This is a genomic window from Microbulbifer sp. SE14 (genome assembly GCF_059834885.1).
In genome coordinates this window covers 282,934-304,013 of record NZ_JCBAJA010000001.1, presented here as the reverse complement: position 1 = coordinate 304,013, position 21,080 = coordinate 282,934, and the positions used below count along the sequence as shown (strand labels likewise).

General features: G+C 64.1%; 14 protein-coding genes. All 14 read left to right on the top strand.

Features of this window, described 5'->3' with window-relative positions; translation table 11 throughout:
* The first annotated feature begins 23 nt into the window (after positions 1–23).
* Positions 24–1,784 carry a peptidoglycan D,D-transpeptidase FtsI family protein gene (locus AC6R19_RS01270; protein ID WP_500577665.1) on the top strand — a complete coding sequence of 587 codons (1,761 nt, stop codon included), beginning with the start codon at positions 24–26 and terminating at the stop codon, positions 1,782–1,784.
* Positions 1,781–3,295, top strand: a complete 1,515-nt coding sequence (locus AC6R19_RS01265; protein WP_500577664.1) for a UDP-N-acetylmuramoyl-L-alanyl-D-glutamate--2,6-diaminopimelate ligase — start codon at positions 1,781–1,783, stop codon at positions 3,293–3,295. The genes AC6R19_RS01270 and AC6R19_RS01265 overlap by 4 nt, the downstream gene beginning before the upstream one ends.
* Entirely contained in the window at positions 3,292–4,656 is a 1,365-nt protein-coding gene (locus AC6R19_RS01260) for a UDP-N-acetylmuramoyl-tripeptide--D-alanyl-D-alanine ligase (protein WP_500577663.1), read from the top strand. The genes AC6R19_RS01265 and AC6R19_RS01260 overlap by 4 nt, the downstream gene beginning before the upstream one ends.
* A 178-nt stretch (positions 4,657–4,834) precedes the next feature.
* Positions 4,835–5,920, top strand: a complete 1,086-nt coding sequence (gene mraY, locus AC6R19_RS01255; RefSeq protein ID WP_500577662.1) for a phospho-N-acetylmuramoyl-pentapeptide-transferase — start codon at positions 4,835–4,837, stop codon at positions 5,918–5,920.
* Between the two features lie 164 nt (positions 5,921–6,084).
* Entirely contained in the window at positions 6,085–7,470 is a 1,386-nt protein-coding gene (gene murD / locus AC6R19_RS01250) for a UDP-N-acetylmuramoyl-L-alanine--D-glutamate ligase (protein WP_500577661.1), read from the top strand.
* Positions 7,467–8,684 (top strand): putative lipid II flippase FtsW, encoded by a 1,218-nt coding sequence (gene ftsW / locus AC6R19_RS01245; protein WP_500577660.1) that lies wholly within the window; start codon positions 7,467–7,469, stop codon positions 8,682–8,684. The genes murD and ftsW overlap by 4 nt, the downstream gene beginning before the upstream one ends.
* Positions 8,684–9,781: an undecaprenyldiphospho-muramoylpentapeptide beta-N-acetylglucosaminyltransferase gene (gene murG / locus AC6R19_RS01240; RefSeq protein ID WP_500577659.1), complete on the top strand. Its 1,098-nt coding sequence runs from the start codon at positions 8,684–8,686 to the stop codon at positions 9,779–9,781. Before ftsW ends, murG begins: the two co-directional genes overlap by 1 nt.
* A gap of 128 nt (positions 9,782–9,909) precedes the next feature.
* Entirely contained in the window at positions 9,910–11,355 is a 1,446-nt protein-coding gene (gene murC, locus AC6R19_RS01235; RefSeq protein ID WP_500577714.1) for a UDP-N-acetylmuramate--L-alanine ligase, read from the top strand.
* Between the two features lie 96 nt (positions 11,356–11,451).
* Entirely contained in the window at positions 11,452–12,243 is a 792-nt protein-coding gene (locus tag AC6R19_RS01230; RefSeq protein WP_500577658.1) for a cell division protein FtsQ/DivIB, read from the top strand.
* A gap of 338 nt (positions 12,244–12,581) precedes the next feature.
* Positions 12,582–13,817, top strand: a complete 1,236-nt coding sequence (gene ftsA, locus AC6R19_RS01225; protein WP_500577657.1) for a cell division protein FtsA — start codon at positions 12,582–12,584, stop codon at positions 13,815–13,817.
* Between the two features lie 146 nt (positions 13,818–13,963).
* Positions 13,964–15,175, top strand: coding sequence for a cell division protein FtsZ (gene ftsZ, locus AC6R19_RS01220; RefSeq protein ID WP_500577656.1), 1,212 nt, complete (start codon positions 13,964–13,966; stop codon positions 15,173–15,175).
* Between the two features lie 576 nt (positions 15,176–15,751).
* Positions 15,752–16,663, top strand: a complete 912-nt coding sequence (gene lpxC, locus AC6R19_RS01215) for a UDP-3-O-acyl-N-acetylglucosamine deacetylase (protein ID WP_500577655.1) — start codon at positions 15,752–15,754, stop codon at positions 16,661–16,663.
* A 358-nt stretch (positions 16,664–17,021) separates the two neighbouring features.
* Positions 17,022–17,957, top strand: coding sequence for a M23 family metallopeptidase (locus tag AC6R19_RS01210; RefSeq protein ID WP_500577654.1), 936 nt, complete (start codon positions 17,022–17,024; stop codon positions 17,955–17,957).
* Positions 17,958–18,163: 206 nt separating this feature from the next.
* Positions 18,164–20,917, top strand: a complete 2,754-nt coding sequence (gene secA / locus AC6R19_RS01205; RefSeq protein ID WP_500577653.1) for a preprotein translocase subunit SecA — start codon at positions 18,164–18,166, stop codon at positions 20,915–20,917.
* Positions 20,918–21,080: the final 163 nt, after the last annotated feature.

Sequence of the window (21,080 nt, the reverse complement as noted above, 5' to 3'; positions counted from 1 at the left end):
AAAACGATAGGGATGGAAGCGCCATGGGCGCAGTCAAGAAACAGCTGATTCAGCCGGGTATCGCCCGCTGGCGCTTTGTGCTGGTGGCGGTGCTGCTGTGCCTGCTCGCCCTCGCATTGGTGGTCCACCTGGCGCGCCTGCAGGTGCTGCCGGAGGCGGAGCGCGGCTACCGCTTCCTGCAGGATCAAGGACGCGCGCGCACCATCCGCACCGAAGAAATCGCCGCCTACCGCGGCTCCATCGTCGACCGCAACGGCGAACTGCTGGCGGTCAGCACGCCGGTGCACAGCCTCTGGGCCAACCCGCAACTGCTGCGCGAGGCCAGCGCCGACGAGCTGCGCAAGCTGGCCGCGGCCCTGGAGATGAAGCCGGCATCCCTGGCCAAACGCCTGCAGAAATACAGCCATAAAGAATTTATGTACCTGCGCCGCCACCTGTCCCCGGAGCAGGCGGGCGAGGTGCTGGGCCTGGCTCCAACCGGCGTCTACAGCAGAAAGGAATACCGCCGCTTCTACCCCGCCGGCGAGGTGGTGGCGCAGCTGCTCGGCTTTACCAATATCGACGACCGCGGCCAGGAGGGACTGGAACTGGCCTACGACGACTGGCTGTCCGGCCAGCCGGGTGCGCAGCAGGTGGTCAAGGACCTGAAGGGCCGCACGGTGCAGGACCTGGCGACCCAGCGCGAGGCGAGGCCCGGTCGCGACCTGCGCCTGTCCATCGATATGCGCCTCCAGTATCTGGCCTATCGTGAATTGAAGAAGGCGGTGGCCGAGAACGGCGCCGCCTCCGGCTTTATGGTGATCCTGGATACCCGCAGCGGCGACGTGCTGGCGATGGCCAACCAGCCCTCCTTCAACCCGAACAACCGCCGCGGCGTCAAAGCCGCGGCCATGCGCAATCGCGCCCTGATCGACCAGTTCGAGCCGGGTTCCACGGTCAAGCCGCTGACCGCGCTGGCGGCGCTGGAGAGCGGTCGCTACCGGCCGCACACGCCGATCGACACCAGCCCCGGCTATATCCGCCTGCCGGGCAAGACCCTGGTGGACCACCGCAACTATGGCCTGATCGACCTGACCAGGGTCATCACCAAGTCGAGCCAGGTGGGGATCACAAAAATCGCCCTGGACCTGGAACCAAATTCATTGCGGGAACTCTTTTACCGACTGGGCCTGGGGGAAGCCGTCGGCAGCGGCTTCCCCGGCGAGGCGGCGGGGATACTGCCCAGCCGCAGCCGTTGGCACCCCATCGAGCGGGCCAACTTCGCCTTCGGCTACGGTTTAACGGTGAACGCGGTGCAACTGGCCCAGGCCTACAGCACACTCGCCAACGCCGGGCTCAAGCGCCCGGTTTCTTTGGTTTTGTCCAGCGACAAACCGGCGGCGGAGCCGGAGCAGGTGGTCGAGGGGCCACTGACCAGGCAGGTGACCGCGATGCTGGAGACGGTGATCACGGCCGAGGGCACCGGCAAGCAGGCCGCGGTCGAGGGCTACCGGGTGGCGGGCAAGACCGGGACTGTGCACAAGGTGGGCAGCGAGGGCTATGCCGACAATCGCTACCGCTCGGTGTTCGCGGGCTTTATCCCCGCCGACAATCCGCGCCTGGCCGCGGTGGTGGTGATCGATGACCCCAGTCGGGCCAAGTATTACGGCGGCGAAGTGGCCGCGCCGGTATTCGGCTCGGTCATGGCCGGCGCCATGCGCCTGCTGCAGGTGCCGCCCGCAGAGCTGACCCCGGCGGAGCAGCAGCTGGCGGCGCAACTGAACGACAGAGGTACCAAATCGTGAGTCAGCGCGAACAGAAAAGCGTTTCCCTGAAGGACCTGGTGCCGGGCTATGCCGGCATTCCCGACGTGCCGGTGACCGGCGTTGCCCTGGACAGCCGCCTGGTGCAAGCGGGTGATGTGTTTATGGCCCTGCGCGGCACCGTTGTCGACGGCCGCGAATATATAGAAGCTGCCATAGCCGCCGGCGCGGCCGCGGTGCTGGCCGACGGCGACAAGCTGGAGAGTAAGGAGCGCGACGGTATCCAGGTGGTCAGCGTGCCCGGCCTGGCCAAGCGCGTCGGCGAAATCGCCGCGCGTTTCCACGGCAACCCCACCGAGCAGATGCACCTGGTGGGGGTGACCGGTACCAACGGCAAGACCACCTGCGCCTACCTGACCTCGCAGCTGCTGGCGCGCCATTTCGGCAGCGCCGCGCTGATGGGCACCATCGGCAACGGCATCTGGACCGACGGCACTATCGAGCTGCAGGAAACCGGGCTGACGACGCCGGACCCGGTGCGCCTGCAGGCGGACTATGCCGAATTCCGCAATCGCGGCGTGCGCGCCGCGGCCATGGAGGTGTCCTCCCATTCGCTGTCCCAGGGCAGGGTGCACGGGCTGATCTTCGATACCGCCATCTTCACCAACCTGTCGCGGGATCACCTGGACTACCACGGCAATATGGCCGCCTATGGCGCCGCCAAGGAAAAACTGTTCGGCCTGCCGAAACTGAAACGCGGCATCATCAACCTGGACGATCCCTTCGGCGCCCAGTTGGCGGAGCGCTGCAAGCTGCGCAACCTGAAGGTCATCACCTACGGCCTGCAGGCCGGCGACCTGCACGCGACCGACCTGCGCCGCCACGAGGGCGGCTTCTCGGTGCAGCTGACCACCCCTTGGGGCACGGGCGAGCTGCAGGCGCCGCTGATCGGCGACTTCAATATTCACAATGCCCTGGCGGTGGTGGCCGCCGCGGCCTCGGCGGGTATGCCGTTCGAGGATATCCTCGCCGCCTTCCCGACCATCAGGCCGGTGCCCGGACGCATGGAACGGGTAAAAGTCGAGGGCGCGGACGACATCAGCGTACTGGTCGACTACGCCCACACGCCGGATGCACTGCGCGCGGCCCTGGCGGCGGCACGGCCCTACTGCCGCGGCAACCTCTGGTGCGTGTTCGGCTGCGGCGGCGACCGGGATGCCGGCAAGCGCGCACCCATGGGCCGCATCGCCTCGGAGATGGCGGATCGTGCGATTGTCACCAGCGACAACCCGCGCAGCGAGGACCCGCAGAAAATCATCGACGATATTCTCGAGGGCGCCGCCAGCAACATCGAGCTGGAAATCGACCGCGCCGCCGCGATTGCGCGCGCCGTGTCCGCGGCGGAGCCGGGCGATATTGTGCTGATCGCCGGCAAGGGCCACGAGGACTACCAGATTATCGGCAGCGAGAAGATTCACTTCTGCGACCGCGAACAGGCAGCCGCCGCGCTGCAAAAACGCACCGCCGACAAAGTAAAGGGAGAGGCCCAGTGATCAGTCCGCTCTCCCTGCACCAGTTACAAGGGCGCTTCGGCGGCGAGCTGGTCAACGGCTCGGTGCAGTTCGAGCGCGTGTGCACCGATACCCGCCAGCTGGACCCCCAGGCCCTGTTTGTCGCCCTGAAGGGAGAGAACTTCGACGCCCATGACTTTGTTGGAGAAATAAAAGAAGGCCAGGTGTTGGGCCTGGTGGTGGACCGGGAAATTCCCGGCTGCGGCCTGCCGCAGTGGCGGGTGGCGGACACCACCGTCGCCCTGGGGCAGATAGGCCGCCTGTGCCGCGAACAGTTCAAGGGCCGCGTCATCGCCATCACCGGCTCCTGCGGCAAGACCACGGTCAAGGAAATGCTCGCGGCGATTTTCGCCCAGCGCCACAACCCCTGCGTGACCCGCGGCAACCTGAACAACCAGTTCGGCCTGCCGATGACCCTGTTCGGCCTGTGCCCGGATCACGACGTGTTGATCCTGGAGATGGGCGCCAGCGGTCCGGATGAAATCGGCTACCTGTGCGGCATCGCCAAACCTCAGGTGAGCGCGGTCAACAATGTGATGCCGGCGCATGTGGAGGGCTTCGGCTCGGTGGATGCCATCGCCAAGGCCAAGGGGCAGATCTATACCGGTCTCGAGACCGGCGGCACCGCGGTGATCAACACCGACGACGGCTATGCGAACTACTGGCTCGACCGGATGCCCGAGGGTGTCCGCACCCTGGAGGTGGGACTGGGGCACCCCTGCGCCATCCACGCGGACAATATCGAACTGAACGAAAACGGCTGCCCTTCCTTCGATCTGGTGGTCGAGGGACTGGCGCACCCGGTGCAGCTGCAACTGCTCGGTGAGCACAATGTGCACAACGCCCTGGTGGCCGCCGGCTGCGCCTTCGCCGCCGGCGTGCCGGCGGCGGAAATCGCCAGCGGCCTGGGTGCGCTCGGCGGCGTCGCCGGCCGCATGCAGGAGAGCCGCGGCGTCAAGGGCGCGGCGATTATCGACGACAGCTACAACGCCAACCCCGGCTCCGTGGCGGCGGCGATCGAACTGCTGGCGCAGCGCCATGGCAGGAAAATCCTGGTGCTCGGCGATATGGCCGAACTGGGGCCGGATGCCGACGCCATGCACCGGGAAATGGGCCGGCTGGCGCGGGAGCGCGGGCTGGACTCGCTGTTTACCCTGGGCCCGCTGGGTGCTGCCGCCAGCGTCGCCTTCTGTGCCGGGCGTCACCTGCCCCTGCACAACTACCGGGACAGGAAGCCGCTGATCGCGGCGCTGACCCACGAACTGAATGAGAACACCACTGTGCTGGTGAAAGGTTCCCGCAGTGCCCGTATGGAACTGGTGGTGCAGGCGCTTTTAACCTAGCAATCCAATGGATCATCCATGATCCATTGGATTGTCGCCCGCAAAAAGCTAACGGATGGCCGCCCCACGCAACTGGGCGGAGTTGCTGGCTTTTCGCGGGCTTGCGACAAATCAGCCAAAAAACGGCTGATTTGCGGACGGGCCATCCATGGCCCCTGTTTGATGTTGAGGATAAATAATGCTGCTCTGGCTGGCAGAGATACTGCAACAACATGTGAGCACCTTTGCGGTGTTCAACTACCTGACGGTGCGCGCCATCCTCGGCGCGCTGACCGCGCTGGGCATTTCCCTGATCGTGGGCCCGCGCATGATCACCTGGCTGAACCAGCTGCAGGTGGGACAGGCGGTGCGCGACGACGGCCCCCAGACCCACCTGAGCAAGTCCGGCACGCCCACCATGGGCGGCACCCTGATCCTGGCCTCGATTTTTTCCTCCGCACTGCTGTGGTCGGATCTCTCCAACCGCTATGTGTGGGTCACCCTGCTGGTGACCTTCGTGTTCGGCGCCGTGGGGTTTGTCGATGATTACAAGAAGGTGGTGCACAAGAACCCGCGTGGACTGATCGCGCGCTGGAAATATTTCTGGCAGTCGGTCGCCGGCCTGGGGGCGGCCGTCTACCTGTATATGAGCGCGACCAGCCCGGCGGAGACCCAGTTCTTCGTGCCCTTCTTCAAGGATGTGGCCATCAACATGGGGCCGGTGTTTTTTATTCTGCTGACCTATTTCGTCGTGGTGGGCTCCAGCAATGCGGTGAACCTGACCGACGGCCTCGACGGCCTGGCGATCATGCCGACGGTGATGGTCGGCGGCGCCCTCGGTCTTATTGCCTACCTGGCCGGCCATGTGGAGTTCGCCAACTACCTGCACATCCCGTCGATTCCCGGCGCCGGCGAACTGGCGGTCTTCTGCGCGGCCCTCGGCGGCGCAGGGCTCGGATTTTTATGGTTCAACACCTATCCGGCGCAGGTATTCATGGGCGACGTGGGCGCCCTGGCCCTGGGCGCGGCGCTGGGCATTATCGCCGTGATCACCCGCCACGAAATCGTGCTGTTCATCATGGGCGGCGTCTTCGTGATGGAGACGGTATCGGTGATCCTGCAGGTGGCCTCCTTCAAGCTGACCGGCAAGCGCATCTTCCGCATGGCACCGCTGCACCACCATTTTGAACTGAAGGGCTGGCCGGAGCCGCGGGTTATCGTGCGCTTCTGGATCATTACCGTCGTTCTGGTACTGGCCGGACTGGCGACACTTAAGCTGCGTTAATCGGAAATGGTGGATGCGCTTGGTGCTTATCCATCCTACGAAAACCACAGTGATGAAAATGTAGGGTGGATAAACATCAAACGCATCCACCGAGAGCAGCAGAAATGAAAATGTAGGGTGGATAAGCGTCAAGCGCATCCACCAAGAAAAGCGAAACAAAGCGAATGACCCTGATCGCGACTTCGGAGAAAAAACTGGTAATCGGCATGGGCGCTACCGGCCAATCGGTGGTGCGTTTCCTGCTGCGTGCCGGCTTTTCCCCCGTGGCCGCGGACAGCCGCACCCAGCCGCCCGGACTGGACGCGTTCAAAGAAGAATTTCCCGAGGTGCCGGTGGAAACCGGCCCGCTGAACCCGCAGACGATGCTCGCCGCCAGCGAGATTATCGCCAGCCCCGGTATCGCCCTGGCCGAGCCGGCGCTGCAGCAGGCCGTCAGCGCCGGGATCCCGGTGATCGGCGATATCGAACTCTTCGCGCGCGAACTGGCAAAACTGGACCGGCCGCCGAAGCTGGTGGCGATTACCGGCTCCAACGGCAAGAGCACCGTCACCACCCTGGTGGGACTGATGGCGGAAAAGGCCGGCGTGGACGTGCGCGTGGGCGGCAATATCGGCGTGCCGGTACTGGATCTGCTCGCCCAGCCAATGCCGCAACTCTTCGTACTGGAGCTGTCCAGTTTCCAACTGGAGACCACTTACTCGTTGGCGCCGACCGCGGCCACCATCCTGAACCTGAGTGCGGACCATATGGACCGCTACGACACCCTGGCGGACTACCACCGGGCCAAGCAGCGTATCTATCGCAACGCCAGGCAATTGGTGGTCAACCGCGCGGACCCGCTGACCCGCGGCCCACTGTCCCGCGACAGCCGCGAGTGGAGCTTCGGCCTGGACCAGCCGGACCTGCAGCAGTTCGGTGTTCGCAGGTTCAACAATAAAGAGTGGCTGGCGCAAGGCATGGAAAAACTGCTGCCGGTCAGTGAACTGGCGATGGTGGGCAAGCACAATGTCGCCAACGCGCTGGCGGCGCTGGCGCTGGGCAATGCGGTGGACCTGCCGATGGACGCGATGCTGCCGGTGCTGCGCAGCTTCAAGGGCCTGCCCCACCGCTGCGAGCGGGTCGCGGACCTGGACGGCGTCACCTTTGTGAACGACTCCAAGGGCACCAATGTCGGCGCCACCCGCGCGGCGCTGGACGGTCTGGCGACGGAGAAAAACAAAATTGTGCTGATCGCCGGCGGCGACGGCAAGGGCGCGGACTTCTCGCCGCTGGCGGAATCCGCCGGCGCGCTGCGCGCGCTGGTCACCATCGGTGTCGACGGCGAGAAAATTGCGCAGGTGTTCGAGGGCAAGGCAGAGATCCAGTGCGCCGTCACCATGGACGATGCGGTTTCCCAGGCGCGCGCACTGGCGAAGCGCGGCGACTATGTGCTGCTGTCGCCGGCCTGTGCCAGCTTCGATATGTACCGCAACTTCGAGGCGCGCGGCGATGACTTCCGCCGCGCGGTTGGTGAACTCTCCGGCAGTCTGGCCGCCGGAGGTGGTGAATGAGTAAGGAGCTGATGCAGGGCGAAAGGAATTTCGACTGGCTGCTGCCTTTCTGCGTGCTGGCGCTGGTCAGCATCGGCGTGGTGATGGTGGCCTCGGCGTCGATCGCCTACGCGGCGGATGTGTACGGAGACCCCTGGTTCTTCCTCAAGCGCCACCTGATGTATCTGACAGTAGGCGCCGCGGTCGCGTTGGTGGTCAGCCAGGTGCCGCTGCCGGTCTGGTCGAGCCTGTCCTGGCCGCTGCTGCTGTTTTCCTGCCTGCTGCTGATGGCGGTGCTGGTGCCCGGCATAGGCCGCGAGGTGAACGGCAGCCGCCGCTGGCTGGCGCTGGGCTCGATCACCGTGCAGCCGGCGGAAGTGGCCAAGTTCTGCCTGCTGGTGTTTTTCGCCAGCTTCCTGACCCGTCGCAACCAGCAGCTGCGCCACTGGAGCAGCTTTATGGTGCCGGTGGTGATCCTGGGTCTGGTCGCGGCGCTGCTGCTGTTGCAGCCGGACTTCGGCTCGGTGGTGGTGATTTCCGGCACCGTGCTGGCGATGGTTTTCCTGGCCGGCGCGCGCCTGCCGCACACCTTCCTGCTGGTGGCGGCGGCGGCCTGCGGCCTGGCGCTGATGGCGCTGGTGAGCCCCTACCGCCTGCAGCGGCTGATGACCTTCCTGGATCCCTGGGGGGACCAGTTTGCCAGCGGTTACCAGCTGACCCAGTCGCTGATCGCCTTCGGCCGCGGCGAGTGGTTCGGTGTCGGCCTCGGCAACAGCGTGCAGAAGCTGTTCTACCTGCCCGAGGCGCACACGGACTTTATTTTCGCCATCCTGTCCGAGGAGTGGGGCATGGCCGGCGGCCTGGTGGTGATAGCGCTCTTCGTCGCCCTGACCTGGTCGCTGTTGCGCCTGGTGCGCGGCGCCCTGGCGCAGGAGAAATTCTTCGCCGCGCTGCTGGCGTTCGGCATCGCGGTGCTGCTGGCCGGGCAGGCGTTTGTAAATATGGGCGTGGCCTCGGGCCTGCTGCCCACCAAAGGCCTGACGCTGCCGTTCGTCAGTTCCGGCGGCAGCAGCCTGGTGATCTGCTGTGCACTCTTCGCCCTGGCGCTGCGGCTGCAGACAGAACTGCGTCAACAGGATGACGGCAAAGAAACCGGTGTGGGTGTGATTCGACATCTGCCGATCTTCAACCCGCTGCAGGTGGGAGATCGCACAATGAAAGGGGAGGCGGCCTGATGGTTGACAGCGAAGCGCCGTTTTCCGGTAAGAAATTCCTGGTGATGGCCGGCGGTACCGGCGGCCACGTTTTCCCGGCGCTGGCGGTGGCCCGCGCGCTGCAGGAGCAGGGGGCGACCGTCGAGTGGCTGGGCACCGAGCGGGGTATAGAGGCGCAGCTGATTCCGGAGGCGGATATCCCGCTGCACTTTATTACCGTCGAGGGGGTGCGCGGCAAGGGCAAGCTGGCGCTGTTGAAGGCACCGTTGCAGATTCTGCGCGCGATTTCCCAGGCCCGCGCGGTGGTGAAGAAAGTGCAGCCGGATGCGGTGCTCGGATTTGGCGGTTTCGCCACCGGCCCCGGCGGCGTCGCCGCGCGCCTCGGCGGTATACCACTGATCATTCACGAACAGAACGCGGTGGCCGGCACTACCAACCGCCTGCTGGCCCGCATCGCCAGCCGTGTGCTGGAGGCCTTCCCCAGCGGACTGCCGGGCGGGCAGCAGGTGGGCAACCCGGTGCGCAGTGAGATAGTGCAGCTGCCGGAACCGCAGGCGCGCATCGGCAAAGAGAAGCCGCTGCGCCTGCTGGTGCTGGGCGGCAGCCTGGGCGCCGTGGCCATCAACGAACTGGTGCCCCAGGCGATAACCATGCTGGACGAGGAACTGCGCCCGCGCATAGTGCACCAGGCCGGCAAGCGCCACCTGGACGTGGCCCGCGAGGCCTACCAGCAGGCGAACGTGGACGCGGAAGTGGTGCCCTTTATCGCCGATATGGCGGCGGCCTACAGCGAGGCGGACCTGATTATCTGCCGCTCCGGTGCGCTGACGGTTTCGGAAATCGCCGCGGCGGGCGTGGGCGCAATCATGGTGCCCTTTCCGTTTGCGATCGACGATCATCAGACCAAGAACGGCGAGTGGTTGGAGAAAGCCGGCGGTGCCATCGTGATTCAGCAGGACCAACTGGACGCGCAGAAACTGGCCGAACTGTTGAAAGAGTTGTTTGCGTATCCGCAAAAACTGTTGGCGATGGCCGAGGCTGCGCGGCGGGTGGCAAAAACCGATGCGACGGCGCAGGTGCTGGCGGCCTGCGGCGAGGAACTGGCCGCGGCCAGATAGCTTCGTAGGGTGCGCCGCGCGCACCGCGCCAGAGCCGCTGAGAGCTCCAGCGCTTGTTGGTGCGCACGGCGCACCCTACGAAGCCAGTTTTTGATGTGCGAGTGAACGAGAAAATGTCCGAGCAACCGATGACAGCGCAGAACAACTACAGCGTACCCACGATGCGCCGCATCCGCCGTATCCATTTTATCGGCGTCGGCGGCGCCGGCATGAGCGGCATCGCCGAGGTACTGCAGAACCAGGGCTACGAGGTGTCCGGTTCCGACCTGCGCGAGTCCCCGGTGACCGAGCGGCTGCGCAAGCTGGGCATCAAGGTACAGGTCGGCCACAGCGCGGAAAATATCCGCGACGTGGATGTGGTGGTGAACTCCTCCGCGGTGCACAGTGACAATCCGGAGTTGATGGCGGCTCACGAAAACCGCATCCCGGTGGTGCGCCGCGCGGAAATGCTCGGCGAACTGATGCGCTATCGCTACGGTATCGCCGTAGCCGGCACCCACGGCAAGACGACCACGACCAGCCTGATCGCGTCGATTTTTGCCGCGGACAATAAGGACCCGACTTTCGTGATCGGCGGCCTGGTAAACGCGGCCGGTGCCAATGCGGCCCTGGGTGAGAGCCGCTACCTGATCGCCGAGGCAGATGAGAGCGATGCGTCCTTTATTCACCTGCAGCCGATGGTGACGGTGATCACCAATATCGACGCGGACCATATGGAGACCTACGGCGGCGATTTCGAGAAAGTCAAGCAGATCTTTATCGATTTCGTGCACAACCTGCCCTTCTACGGACTGGCGGTGGTCTGCGGAGACGAGGCGAATATTCAAGAGGTGATACCGAAGTTTTCGCGCCCCGTGCTCACCTACGGTTTCGGCGAGGGCAACGATTTCCGCATCGTCGAGGTGAAACAGGAGCCGCTGCGCAGCCACTTCAGCGTACAGCGCCCGGACGGTAAAAAGCTGGATGTCTGCGTCAATACGCCGGGCATTCACAATGTACTGAATGCGACTGCAGCAATTGCGGTGGCGACGGACGAAGGCATTGGCGACGAAGCCATCTGTGAGGGGCTGAAGGGCTTCCAGGGCGTCGGCCGCCGCTTCCAGATTTTCGGTCACTACTCCGTCAGCGACGATGGCAGTGCGGAAAAGGTCATGCTGGTGGACGACTACGGCCACCACCCACGCGAAGTGGCAGCGACGATAAAGACGGTGCGCGACGGCTGGCCGGAGCGGCGCCTGGTGATGATCTACCAGCCGCACCGCTATACACGCACCCGCGACCTGTTCGAGGATTTCGTCGACGTGCTGTCGCGGGTGGACAAGCTGATACTGCTCGACGTATACAGCGCCGGCGAATCGCCGATCCCCGGCGCCGACGGCCGCACCCTGGCGCGCAGCCTGCGCAACCGCGGCCAAGTGGACCCGATTTTTGTCGAGACCATCGAACAGGTGCCGCCGGTGCTGGCGGACCTGCTGGAGCCCGGCGATATAGTGCTGACCCAGGGGGCGGGCAATGTGGGCACCCTGGCCCAGCAGCTGGCCAAGTGGCGCCTGGGCGAGGGAAATGCGGAATGACGGCACTTCGCCCTGTAGGAGCCTGCTTGCAGGCGAAAAGCTACAGCGCTCCGTCATCATTCGCCTGCAAGCAGGCTCCTACAGGGGGCAAGTAGGATGGGCAAAGCGCAGCGTGCCCATCAAAAGAAAGTGCGCGGTGCGCGCCCGATTCCGGGCCGCGGCGAGCGGGCGCCCCGCAACTGGCGGCCGCTGCTGATAGTGGTGCTGGCGATTGGCACCCTCGCCGGCCTCAGCTACGGCGGCCTGTGGCTATGGCAGCGCACCCCGGTGCAGGAGTTGAACCGGGTCGACGCACTGGAGCAGGTGCGGGTCAAGGGGCCCTTCAACGCGGTGACCCAGCGGCAGATAGAGGAAATCCTGCTGCCCCACCTGCAGGAGGGTTTTTTCTCCGCGGATATCCGCGGCATGCGCGAGGCGCTGCTGCGGAATCCCTGGATCACCACCGCCTCGGTGAGCCGGCGCTGGCCCCGCGGCGTCGAGGTGGAGGTGCAGGAGGCACAGCCGCTGGCGATTTGGGGCGGGGACAAACTGCTGGTGGCGAGCGGCGAGCTGTTGCCGCGACCGGCGCAGATGAATACCGGACGCCTGCCGGAGCTGGCGGGCGACGAGGAACTGGTGGAGCGCATTGTGGCGCAGTACCAGGCCCTCGCGGGGTTGCTGACCACGCGGGATATGGAAGTGAAGCGGTTGTCTTTCGACGACTTGGCAGGGTGGCAGCTGGAGCTGGTGTCCGGAGTGGCGTTGCATCTGGGACACGACGAGCTGCTGGAGCGGGTCAACCGCTTTTTGAAACTGAGCCGCGGCCTGCTGGCGCCGCACCTGGAAAAGGTGGCCAGGGTGGACACCCGCTACGGCAACGCAGTGGCGGTGCAGTGGAAAGAAGAATAGTAGGGTGCGCCGTGGCAGACAACTGCTCCATGCGTTGTCTGCATGACCGCCATCCATGGCGGTCTCGCACCGTGAATGAAAACAAAATGTAACTACTCGCCCTGTTGCCCGGAAGAGAGGCCTGGGCGGCCCTGCTACCGGTGGCCATTTGGGAAAAAGCCTCATCGGCAAACATTTCCCAAATGGCCACCGGCATCGGGGCCTTAGCGTCTGGCTCTGGATTCTTTTCCGGGTCCCGAGGTGCGAGTAGTTACAACAAAATTTAAAAGCGAACGCTGTGCCCTGGCCCGTTATTGGGAATGCGGCCCGGGGCGCAGTTCAGCGAGGTTGGTACAAAAATGACACATGCATCCGATCACCGCATGATCGTGGGTCTGGATATCGGCACTTCCAAAGTGGTCGCGATCGTCGGCGAGGTCTCCCGCGATGGCGAGCTGAATATTGTCGGTATCGGTTCGCACAGATCCACCGGAATGAAAAAAGGTGTGGTGGTGAATATCGAGTCCACCGTGCAGTCGATCCAGCGCGCGGTGGAGGAAGCGGAATTGATGGCGGGCTGCGAGATTCACTCGGTCTACGCCGGTATCGCCGGCAGCCATATCCGCAGCCTGAATTCCCACGGCATAGTCGCAATCAAGGACCGCGAGGTGACCCAGCAGGACCTGGACCGGGTGATAGACGCCGCGCGAGCGGTGGCCATTCCGGCGGACCAGAAAATCCTGCACACGCTGCCGCAGGAATTCCTGATCGACAACCAGGAGGGGGTCAAGGAACCCCTGGGCATGTCCGGTGTGCGCCTGGAAGCCAAGGTGCATCTGGTCAGCGGCGCGGTGAATGCGGCGCAGAATATCGAGAAGTGCATCCGCCGCTGCGGCCTGGAAGTGGAGGACATCATCCTCGAGCAGCTGGCTTCCAGCTATGCGGTGCTGACCGACGACGAGAAGGAACTCGGCGTGTGTATGGTGGATATCGGTGGCGGCACCACCGATATCGCAGTGTTCACCGGCGGTTCCATTCGCCACACCGGTGTGATTCCGATTGCCGGCGACCAGGTGACCAACGATATCGCCATGGCCCTGCGCACGCCGACGCCCCACGCCGAGGAGCTGAAAATCAAATACGCCTGCGCCCTGGCCAAGCTGGCCCGAGAGGGCGAGACGATCAAGGTGCCCAGCGTCGGCGACCGCGCACCGCGGGACCTGTCCCGCCAGGCGCTGGCGGAAGTGGTGGAGCCGCGCTACGACGAGCTGTTCACCCTGGTGCAGGCGGAGCTGCGCCGCAGCGGCTTCGAGGATCTGTGCGCGGCCGGCGTGGTGCTGACCGGTGGCTCCTCAAAAATGGAGGGCGCGGTGGAACTGGCCGAGGAGATTTTCCATATGCCGGTGCGCCTGGCGGTGCCTCAAGGAGTGGCGGGGTTGACCGATATTGTCAGCAACCCGATCTATTCCACCGGCGTGGGCCTGCTGATGTACGCGATGCAGCGGGAGGAGACCGGCGAAAGTCGGCAGCGCCCGGTGCGCAATGAAAACCAGTGGTGGGACAAGGTAAAGCACTGGTTCAGGGGAAATCTGTAAGGATGCGGAGCGAATGTGGAATGAAGAGTTGATCGTGTAGGGTGCGCCCCGCGCACCAGTGACCGGGAAGGAGGGATTTCCTGCCGGCACAGAAGTTTTAGGGACCGAATTAAAAATTTTGACATGAGCAAAAAAGGGGAACAGCAATGTTCGAATTAGTCGATAGCGTACAGGACAAACCTGTCATCAAAGTGATCGGTGTCGGCGGCGGTGGTGGCAATGCAGTGAAGCATATGATCGTCAGCGAAGTGGAGGGTGTGGATTTCATCTGCGCCAATACGGACGCTCAGGCACTGAAAGACATCCAGGCGCGCACCATTCTGCAGCTGGGCAACAACATCACCCGCGGCCTCGGCGCCGGCGCCAACCCGGATGTGGGCCGCCAGTCCGCCCTGGAGGACCGCGAGCGCATCGCCGAAGTCCTGCAGGGCGCGGACATGGTGTTCATCACCGCCGGCATGGGCGGCGGCACCGGCACCGGCGGCGCGCCCATCGTGGCGGAGATTGCCAAGGACCTCGGTATCCTGACAGTCGCCGTGGTCACCCGCCCGTTCAAGATCGAGGGCCGCAAGCGCTCCGTGGTGGCGGAAGAGGGCATCCTCGAGCTGCGCGACAAGGTGGATTCACTGATCACCATCCCCAATGATCGCCTGCTGGAGGTACTGGGCAACAAGATCACCATGAAGGCCGCCTACAAGGAGGCGGACAACGTGCTGCTGGGCGCGGTGCAGGGTATCGCCGACCTGATGATCCGCCCGGGCATCATGAACGTGGACTTCGCCGACGTGCGCACGGTCATGTCCGAGATGGGCATGGCGATGATGGGCTCCGGCTCCGCCGTGGGCGAGAACCGCGCCCGCGAGGCCGCCGAGAAGGCGGTGCGCAGCCCGCTGCTGGACAACGTCAACCTGCAGGGCGCCCGCGGCATCCTGGTGAATATCATCACCGGCAGCGAGGAGGGCGGCTGCCAGGAGCTGACCCTGGGCGAGTACTCCGAAGTGGGTGAAATCGTGCAGGAGATTGCCTCCGACGACGCCACCGTGGTGATCGGCACCGCCGTGGACGACAAGTTGGGCGACGAGATGCGCGTGACCGTGGTCGCCGCGGGCCTGGGCGAGGGCGTTGCCCAGGCCGCGCGCCCGACCAAGGTGGTGGACAATACCCGCCGCCCGCAAATGCACGAGGGGCGCGAAGCCCGCGACAGCAACCAGGCCGGACTGGCCGGTCGCAGCAGCAGCGACAACCGCGTAGCCGTCGAGAGCGAGCGCCCCAAGCGCCCGGCGCCGACGCTGAACCCGGCGGATACCGATATGGAGTACCTGGATATCCCGGCGTTCCTGCGCCGCCAGGCGGATTAGCCGGGAAGGGCGATGGGAGTCCTCCGTAGGTTGGGGTGAGCTTTGCGACCAATTTGCCGGGAGCAAATTGGGACACCGAAGGCGCCCGAAGGGCGAGCGCCACGGATGGCGTGAGTCAACCCCAACACTGCCGGCGGCCGCGACTGTTGGGCTTCGCTGAACTCAGCCCAACCTACGCGAACTCGGGACTCGGCGATCCGTGTGGCCACCGCCAACCGGGGCAGCAACCCCGCTCATGTCACCCTGGCGCTCCTCTTTCGGGGAGGCCGGGGCTGCCTCGATGGCGGTCGCCATATCGCTGACCGTACAGTCTGTTTTTTTCGTTGTCGAAGAATCGTTAGCCCGGGCCAGTCCCGGGTTAACAATTTTTAACGGCCATGTCGCCGAACATCGCCCTAGAATACGGTCAAGGTATCCAGCATGGCGCCGCAGTCTTCGCGCTGAGCTATTCTGAACTTACGGGGTGACAAGCTGGAATGACCGCTAAGCCAGAAGTGGTTTTGGCGTACTATTTCTGCTATGATCGCCGGCTCGCTGCGGCTTGTTGCCGCCCATCGACTGGGAAAAGACATATACATGATCAAACAGCGCACACTCAAGAATGCTATTCGCGCCACTGGCGTAGGTCTGCACACCGGCAAGAAGGTCGTCCTGACCCTGAAACCGGCGCCCGTTGACACCGGCATTGTGTTCCGCCGCACCGACCTGGATCCGGTGGTTGAGATCGAAGCCCGGGCGGAAAACGTAGGCGACACCCTGCTGTCCACCACCCTGGTCAAAGACGACGTGCGCATCGCCACCGTCGAGCACCTGCTGTCCGCCATGGCGGGCCTGGGAATCGACAATGCGATCGTCGAGCTGTCCGCCCAGGAAGTGCCGATCATGGACGGCAGTGCCGGTCCCTTCGTGTTCCTGATCCAGTCCGCGGGTATCCAGGAGCAGTCGGCGCCGAAGAAATTCCTGCGCATCAAGAAGCCGGTAACGGTGGAAGAGGGCGACAAGGTGGCCAGCTTCCTGCCGTTCAACGGTTTCAAGGTGTCCTTCACCATCGATTTCGATCACCCCGTGTTCCAGGGGCGCAACCTGACCTCCTCGGTGGACTTCTCCAGTACCTCTTTCGTGAAGGAGGTGAGCCGTGCGCGCACCTTCGGTTTCATGCACGAGATCGAGTACCTGCGCTCCAAGGGCCTGGTGCAGGGCGGCAGTGTCGACAACGCCATCGTCATCGACCAGTACCGCATCCTGAACGAGGGCGGACTGCGCTACGAAGATGAATTCGTGAAACACAAGATCCTGGACGCCATCGGCGACCTGTACCTGCTGGGTACCAGCCTGATCGGCGAGTTCAAGGCGCACAAGTCCGGTCACGCGCTCAACAACAAGTCCCTGCGCACCCTGATGGCGCAGGAGGACGCCTGGGAGATGGTGACCTTCGAGGGCGAACAGGAAGCACCGATTTCCTACGTCAAGCCGATACTGGCGGTCTGAGCCAGAATCCCAAAGCCGGCACGAAAATTGCCGGTTTTTGTTTGTGTGGGAGCCTGCCCTGCAGGCGATTTGAAATGGCCACAGGGCGGCGTCAATCGCCTGGCAGATTTCTGCTCCTGCAAAATCTGCATTTCCGCTGGGCGGCATCCGCCATCCATGGCGGTCACAAGCAGGCTCCTACACGACGCGCACAAACTGTGCACCGTTAACATTTTTGTCAGCCGGCCAGTGTTACATTGGACAGGTCAGCCGGTTGAGTTGCCATTGGAAAGGCGTGCGAGTGAAGCATGGAGGCGGTTTTCCGCGCTTCGCAACAGAGCTAACGAAAACAACAACTATCGAAATTCACACGCCTGATATGAAAATAATCCTCGTCAATGAACGCGGCGGTACGCGCAGCTTCAGCTTTGGCGGCCTCAGCAAGGCTCTGCTGAGCCTGTGCCTGCTGGGGCTGCCGGTGGGGGCCTTCCTGATAGGCGTCAACCTGCCGGTGGCGGAGACGGACGTGTTCGACTCCCGCACGGCCAAGGCCTGGAGCAAGGCGCTGCGCAAGCAGCAGCAACAGATAGACGAAGCGGACCGCGAGGCCCGCGAGCAGCTGACCGCGCTGACGGTCAAGCTGGCGGAGATGCAGGCGCGCCTGACCCGCCTGGACGCCCTCGGCGAACGCCTGACCACCGCGGCCAAGCTGGATGAAGGCGAGTTCCAGTTCGGCAGCGCCCCGGCCCTCGGCGGTCCCGAAGACCCGGGTATCCCCGGCGCCTCCGAGCTGCCCTACCAGCCCCCCGAATTCCTCGAAGTCATCGGCGAACTGTCCGAGCAGATCGACGACCGCCAGATGCAGCTCAATACCCTCGAATCCCTGCTGGCCAAGCGCCAGCTGCAGGACGAGCAGTTCCTCGCCGGTCGCCCGATCACCCGAGGCTGGATGTCGTCCCGCTACGGCTACCGCACAGATCCCTTTACCGGCCGTCGCACCTGGCACAAGGGCGTGGATTTTGCCGGCAAGAAGGGCTCCGACGTGGTCTCGGTGGCCGCCGGGGTGGTGACCTGGGCCGAGGAGCGCCACGGTTACGGCCAACTGGTGGAGATCAACCACGGCAATGGCTATTCCACCCGCTACGGCCACAACAGCGAGCTCAAGGTCAAGCTGGGCGATGTGGTCAAGAGGGGCCAGGTGATCGCCCTGATGGGCTCCAGTGGCCGCTCCACCGGCCCCCACGTGCACTTCGAGGTGTACAAGAACAACCGCCCGGTGGACCCGGCCACCTACATCCGCCGCACCGGCAGATAGCAACTATCCTCTTCATATCGGCGCCACCGCCGGCAACTCCCTGGGAAGAGCCTTCAGCTCAAGGTAGAGAGCCTTCAACCTCAGGGTAACAAGTTGCCAGCCGTGGCGCCTTCCTGTTTACTTGCACCCCTCTTTAAATGAGCGCTGGTGCCCCCAGATTCTCTACCGGCCCCGCCGGCACAAATAAGATAAGTGGTTTCTAGATAATGATTGGCAAACTGATTACATCGGTCTTCGGTTCGAAAAATGACCGCGAACTCAAACGCATGCGCCGCGTGGTGGCGCAGGTCAACGCCCTGGAGGAGGAGTACCAGAAGCTCGACGACGCTGCCCTCAAGGCCAAGACCGACGAGTTCAAGAAGCGCCTTGCCGATGGCGAAACCCTCGACCAGCTGTTGCCGGAGGCCTTCGCCGCCGTGCGCGAGGCCAGCCGCCGCACCCTGGGCCTGCGCCATTTCGACGTGCAGCTGATCGGTGGCATGACCCTGCACGAGGGCCGCATCGCCGAGATGCGCACCGGCGAGGGCAAGACCCTGGTGGCGACCCTGCCGGCCTACCTGAACGCGCTGGAAGGCAAGGGCGTGCATATCGTGACAGTGAACGACTACCTGGCCACCCGCGACGCCAACTGGATGCGCCCGGTGTACGAGTTTCTCGGCCTGACCGTCGGTGTCATCGTGTCCCAGCAGCACCCGGAGGACAAGAAGGCCGCCTACCAGGCGGATATCACCTACGGCACCAACAACGAGTTCGGTTTCGACTACCTGCGCGACAATATGGTGCTGCGCAAGGAAGACCGGGTGCAAAAACCGCAAAACTTCGCCATCGTCGACGAGGTGGACTCCATCCTGATCGACGAGGCGCGCACGCCGCTGATCATCTCCGGCGCCGCGGAGGATTCCTCCCACCTGTACCTGGCCATGAACCAGCTGGTGCCCAAGCTGCAGCGTGCGGAAGAGGGCGGCGAGGGCCACTACAGCGTGGACGAGAAGACCCGCCAGGTGGAGCTGACCGAGGACGGCCACCAGTTGATCGAGGACCTGCTGTCCCGCAGCGGCCTGATGAAGGAAGACGAATCCCTCTACGCGCCGGGCAACCTGGGCCTGCTGCACCATGTGCACGCCGCCCTGCGCGCCCATGTGCTCTTCCACAAAGACGTGGACTACATAGTGCAGAACGGCCAGGTGGTGCTGATCGATGAACACACCGGCCGCACCATGCCCGGCCGCCGCCTGTCCGAGGGCCTGCACCAGGCGCTGGAGGCGAAGGAGAAGGTACAAATCCAGAGCGAGAGCCAGACCCTGGCCTCCACCACTTTCCAGAACCTCTTCCGCTTCTACCCCAAGCTGGCGGGCATGACCGGCACCGCCGACACAGAGGCGTTCGAATTCCAGCAGATCTATGGCCTGGACGTGGTGGTGATCCCCACCAACAAGCCCACCCAGCGGGACGACCTGAACGACCTGGTCTACCTGAGCAAAGAAGAGAAGATGGAAGCCATCATCGAGGACATCAAGTACTGCCGCGACAAGCAGGCGCCGGTCCTCGTGGGCACCGCCTCCATCGAGACCTCCGAGGAAATGTCCCGCGGCCTGCAGAAGGCCGGCATCAAGCACCAGGTACTCAACGCCAAGTACCATGAGAAGGAGGCGCAGATCATCGCCCAGGCGGGCCGCCCGGGCACGGTGACCATCGCCACCAATATGGCCGGCCGCGGTACCGATATCGTGCTCGGCGGCAACTGGGAGGCGGAAGTCGCCGAATTGCGGGAAGAGCTGAGGGAAAAAGAGGACCGCGAACCCACCGAAGCCGAAATCGCCAAGATCAAGGAAGAGTGGCAGAAGCGCCACGACACCGTGATCGAGGCTGGCGGCCTGCACATCATCGGCACCGAGCGCCACGAGTCCCGCCGCATCGACAACCAGCTGCGCGGCCGCGCCGGCCGCCAGGGCGACCCGGGCGTGACCCGCTTCTACCTGTCCCTGGAAGACAACCTGATGCGCATCTTCGCGTCAGACAGGGTGAAGAACTTCATGCAGATGCTGGGCATGGAGAAGGGTGAGGCCATCGAGCACCGCATGGTCTCCAACGCCATCGAAAAGGCCCAGCGCCGCGTCGAGGGCCGCAACTTCGATATCCGCAAACAGCTGCTGGAGTATGACGACGTCGCCAACGACCAGCGCCGGGTGATCTATAGCCAGCGCAACGAGCTGCTGGAAGCGGAAACCATCAGCGACACCATTGCCGCCATCCGCGAGGACGTGGTCAACGAACTGATTTCCGGTTTTGTGCCGCCGCAGAGCGTGGAAGAGCAGTGGGACATCCCCGGCCTGGAAAAACAACTGGCCGGCGAACTGGGCCTGGAGCTGCCACTACAACAATGGCTGGACGAGGACCGCACCCTGCACGAGGAGAGCCTGCGCGAGAAAATCGTCACCGCCGCCCAGGATGCCTACAAGGCCAAGGTGGAGCGCATCGCCGAGTCCTCAGGGGACGCCAACCTGATGCCCACCGTCGAGCGCCAGATCATGCTGCAGGTGCTGGACCAGCTGTGGAAGGAACACCTGTCCAGCATGGACCACCTGCGCGCCGGCATCGGCCTGCGCGCCTACGCCAACAAGAACCCCAAGCAGGAGTTCAAGCGCGAGTCCTTCCACCTGTTCCAGAGCCTGCTCAACAACCTCAAGCACGAGGTGGTGCGCATCCTCGCCCACGTCGAGCCCATGACCCGCGAGCAGATGGAAGAGATGGAGCGCCGCCGCATAGAGGCCCAGCGCAAACAGCAGCTGGAACTGCAACACGCCCAGGCCTCCGCCATACCCCAGGCAGAAACGCAGGAACAGCAGATGCCGGAACGCCGCGGCCCCAAGGTAGGCCGCAACGATCCCTGTCCCTGCGGCTCCGGCAAGAAGTACAAGCAGTGCCACGGCAAACTGGCTTCTTCCACATCCTCAACCTGATCCCCGGGACCGCGGAGCTATCTTGGAGCGCTGAAGGCTCCAGCTTCGCTCGCGGGCCGCAGGCCCGCCGTAGGAGCCTGCTTGCAGGCGAATGGCTACGGAGCTCCGCTCTACATCGCCTGCAAGCAGGCTCCTACAAGGTAAATCCGTAGGATGGGCAAAG

Excerpts from the sequence above, each read along its gene's own strand:
- AC6R19_RS01270 (WP_500577665.1), top strand. The coding sequence starts at position 24 with ATGGGCGCAGTCAAGAAACAGCTGATTCAGCCGGGTATCGCCCGCTGG.
- mraY (WP_500577662.1), top strand. The coding sequence starts at position 4,835 with ATGCTGCTCTGGCTGGCAGAGATACTGCAACAACATGTGAGCACCTTT.
- murD (WP_500577661.1), top strand. The coding sequence starts at position 6,085 with ATGACCCTGATCGCGACTTCGGAGAAAAAACTGGTAATCGGCATGGGC.
- ftsW (WP_500577660.1), top strand. The coding sequence starts at position 7,467 with ATGAGTAAGGAGCTGATGCAGGGCGAAAGGAATTTCGACTGGCTGCTG.
- murG (WP_500577659.1), top strand. The coding sequence starts at position 8,684 with ATGGTTGACAGCGAAGCGCCGTTTTCCGGTAAGAAATTCCTGGTGATG.
- murC (WP_500577714.1), top strand. The coding sequence starts at position 9,910 with ATGACAGCGCAGAACAACTACAGCGTACCCACGATGCGCCGCATCCGC.
- AC6R19_RS01230 (WP_500577658.1), top strand. The coding sequence starts at position 11,452 with ATGGGCAAAGCGCAGCGTGCCCATCAAAAGAAAGTGCGCGGTGCGCGC.
- ftsA (WP_500577657.1), top strand. The coding sequence starts at position 12,582 with ATGACACATGCATCCGATCACCGCATGATCGTGGGTCTGGATATCGGC.
- ftsZ (WP_500577656.1), top strand. The coding sequence starts at position 13,964 with ATGTTCGAATTAGTCGATAGCGTACAGGACAAACCTGTCATCAAAGTG.
- lpxC (WP_500577655.1), top strand. The coding sequence starts at position 15,752 with ATGATCAAACAGCGCACACTCAAGAATGCTATTCGCGCCACTGGCGTA.
- AC6R19_RS01210 (WP_500577654.1), top strand. The coding sequence starts at position 17,022 with ATGAAAATAATCCTCGTCAATGAACGCGGCGGTACGCGCAGCTTCAGC.
- secA (WP_500577653.1), top strand. The coding sequence starts at position 18,164 with ATGATTGGCAAACTGATTACATCGGTCTTCGGTTCGAAAAATGACCGC.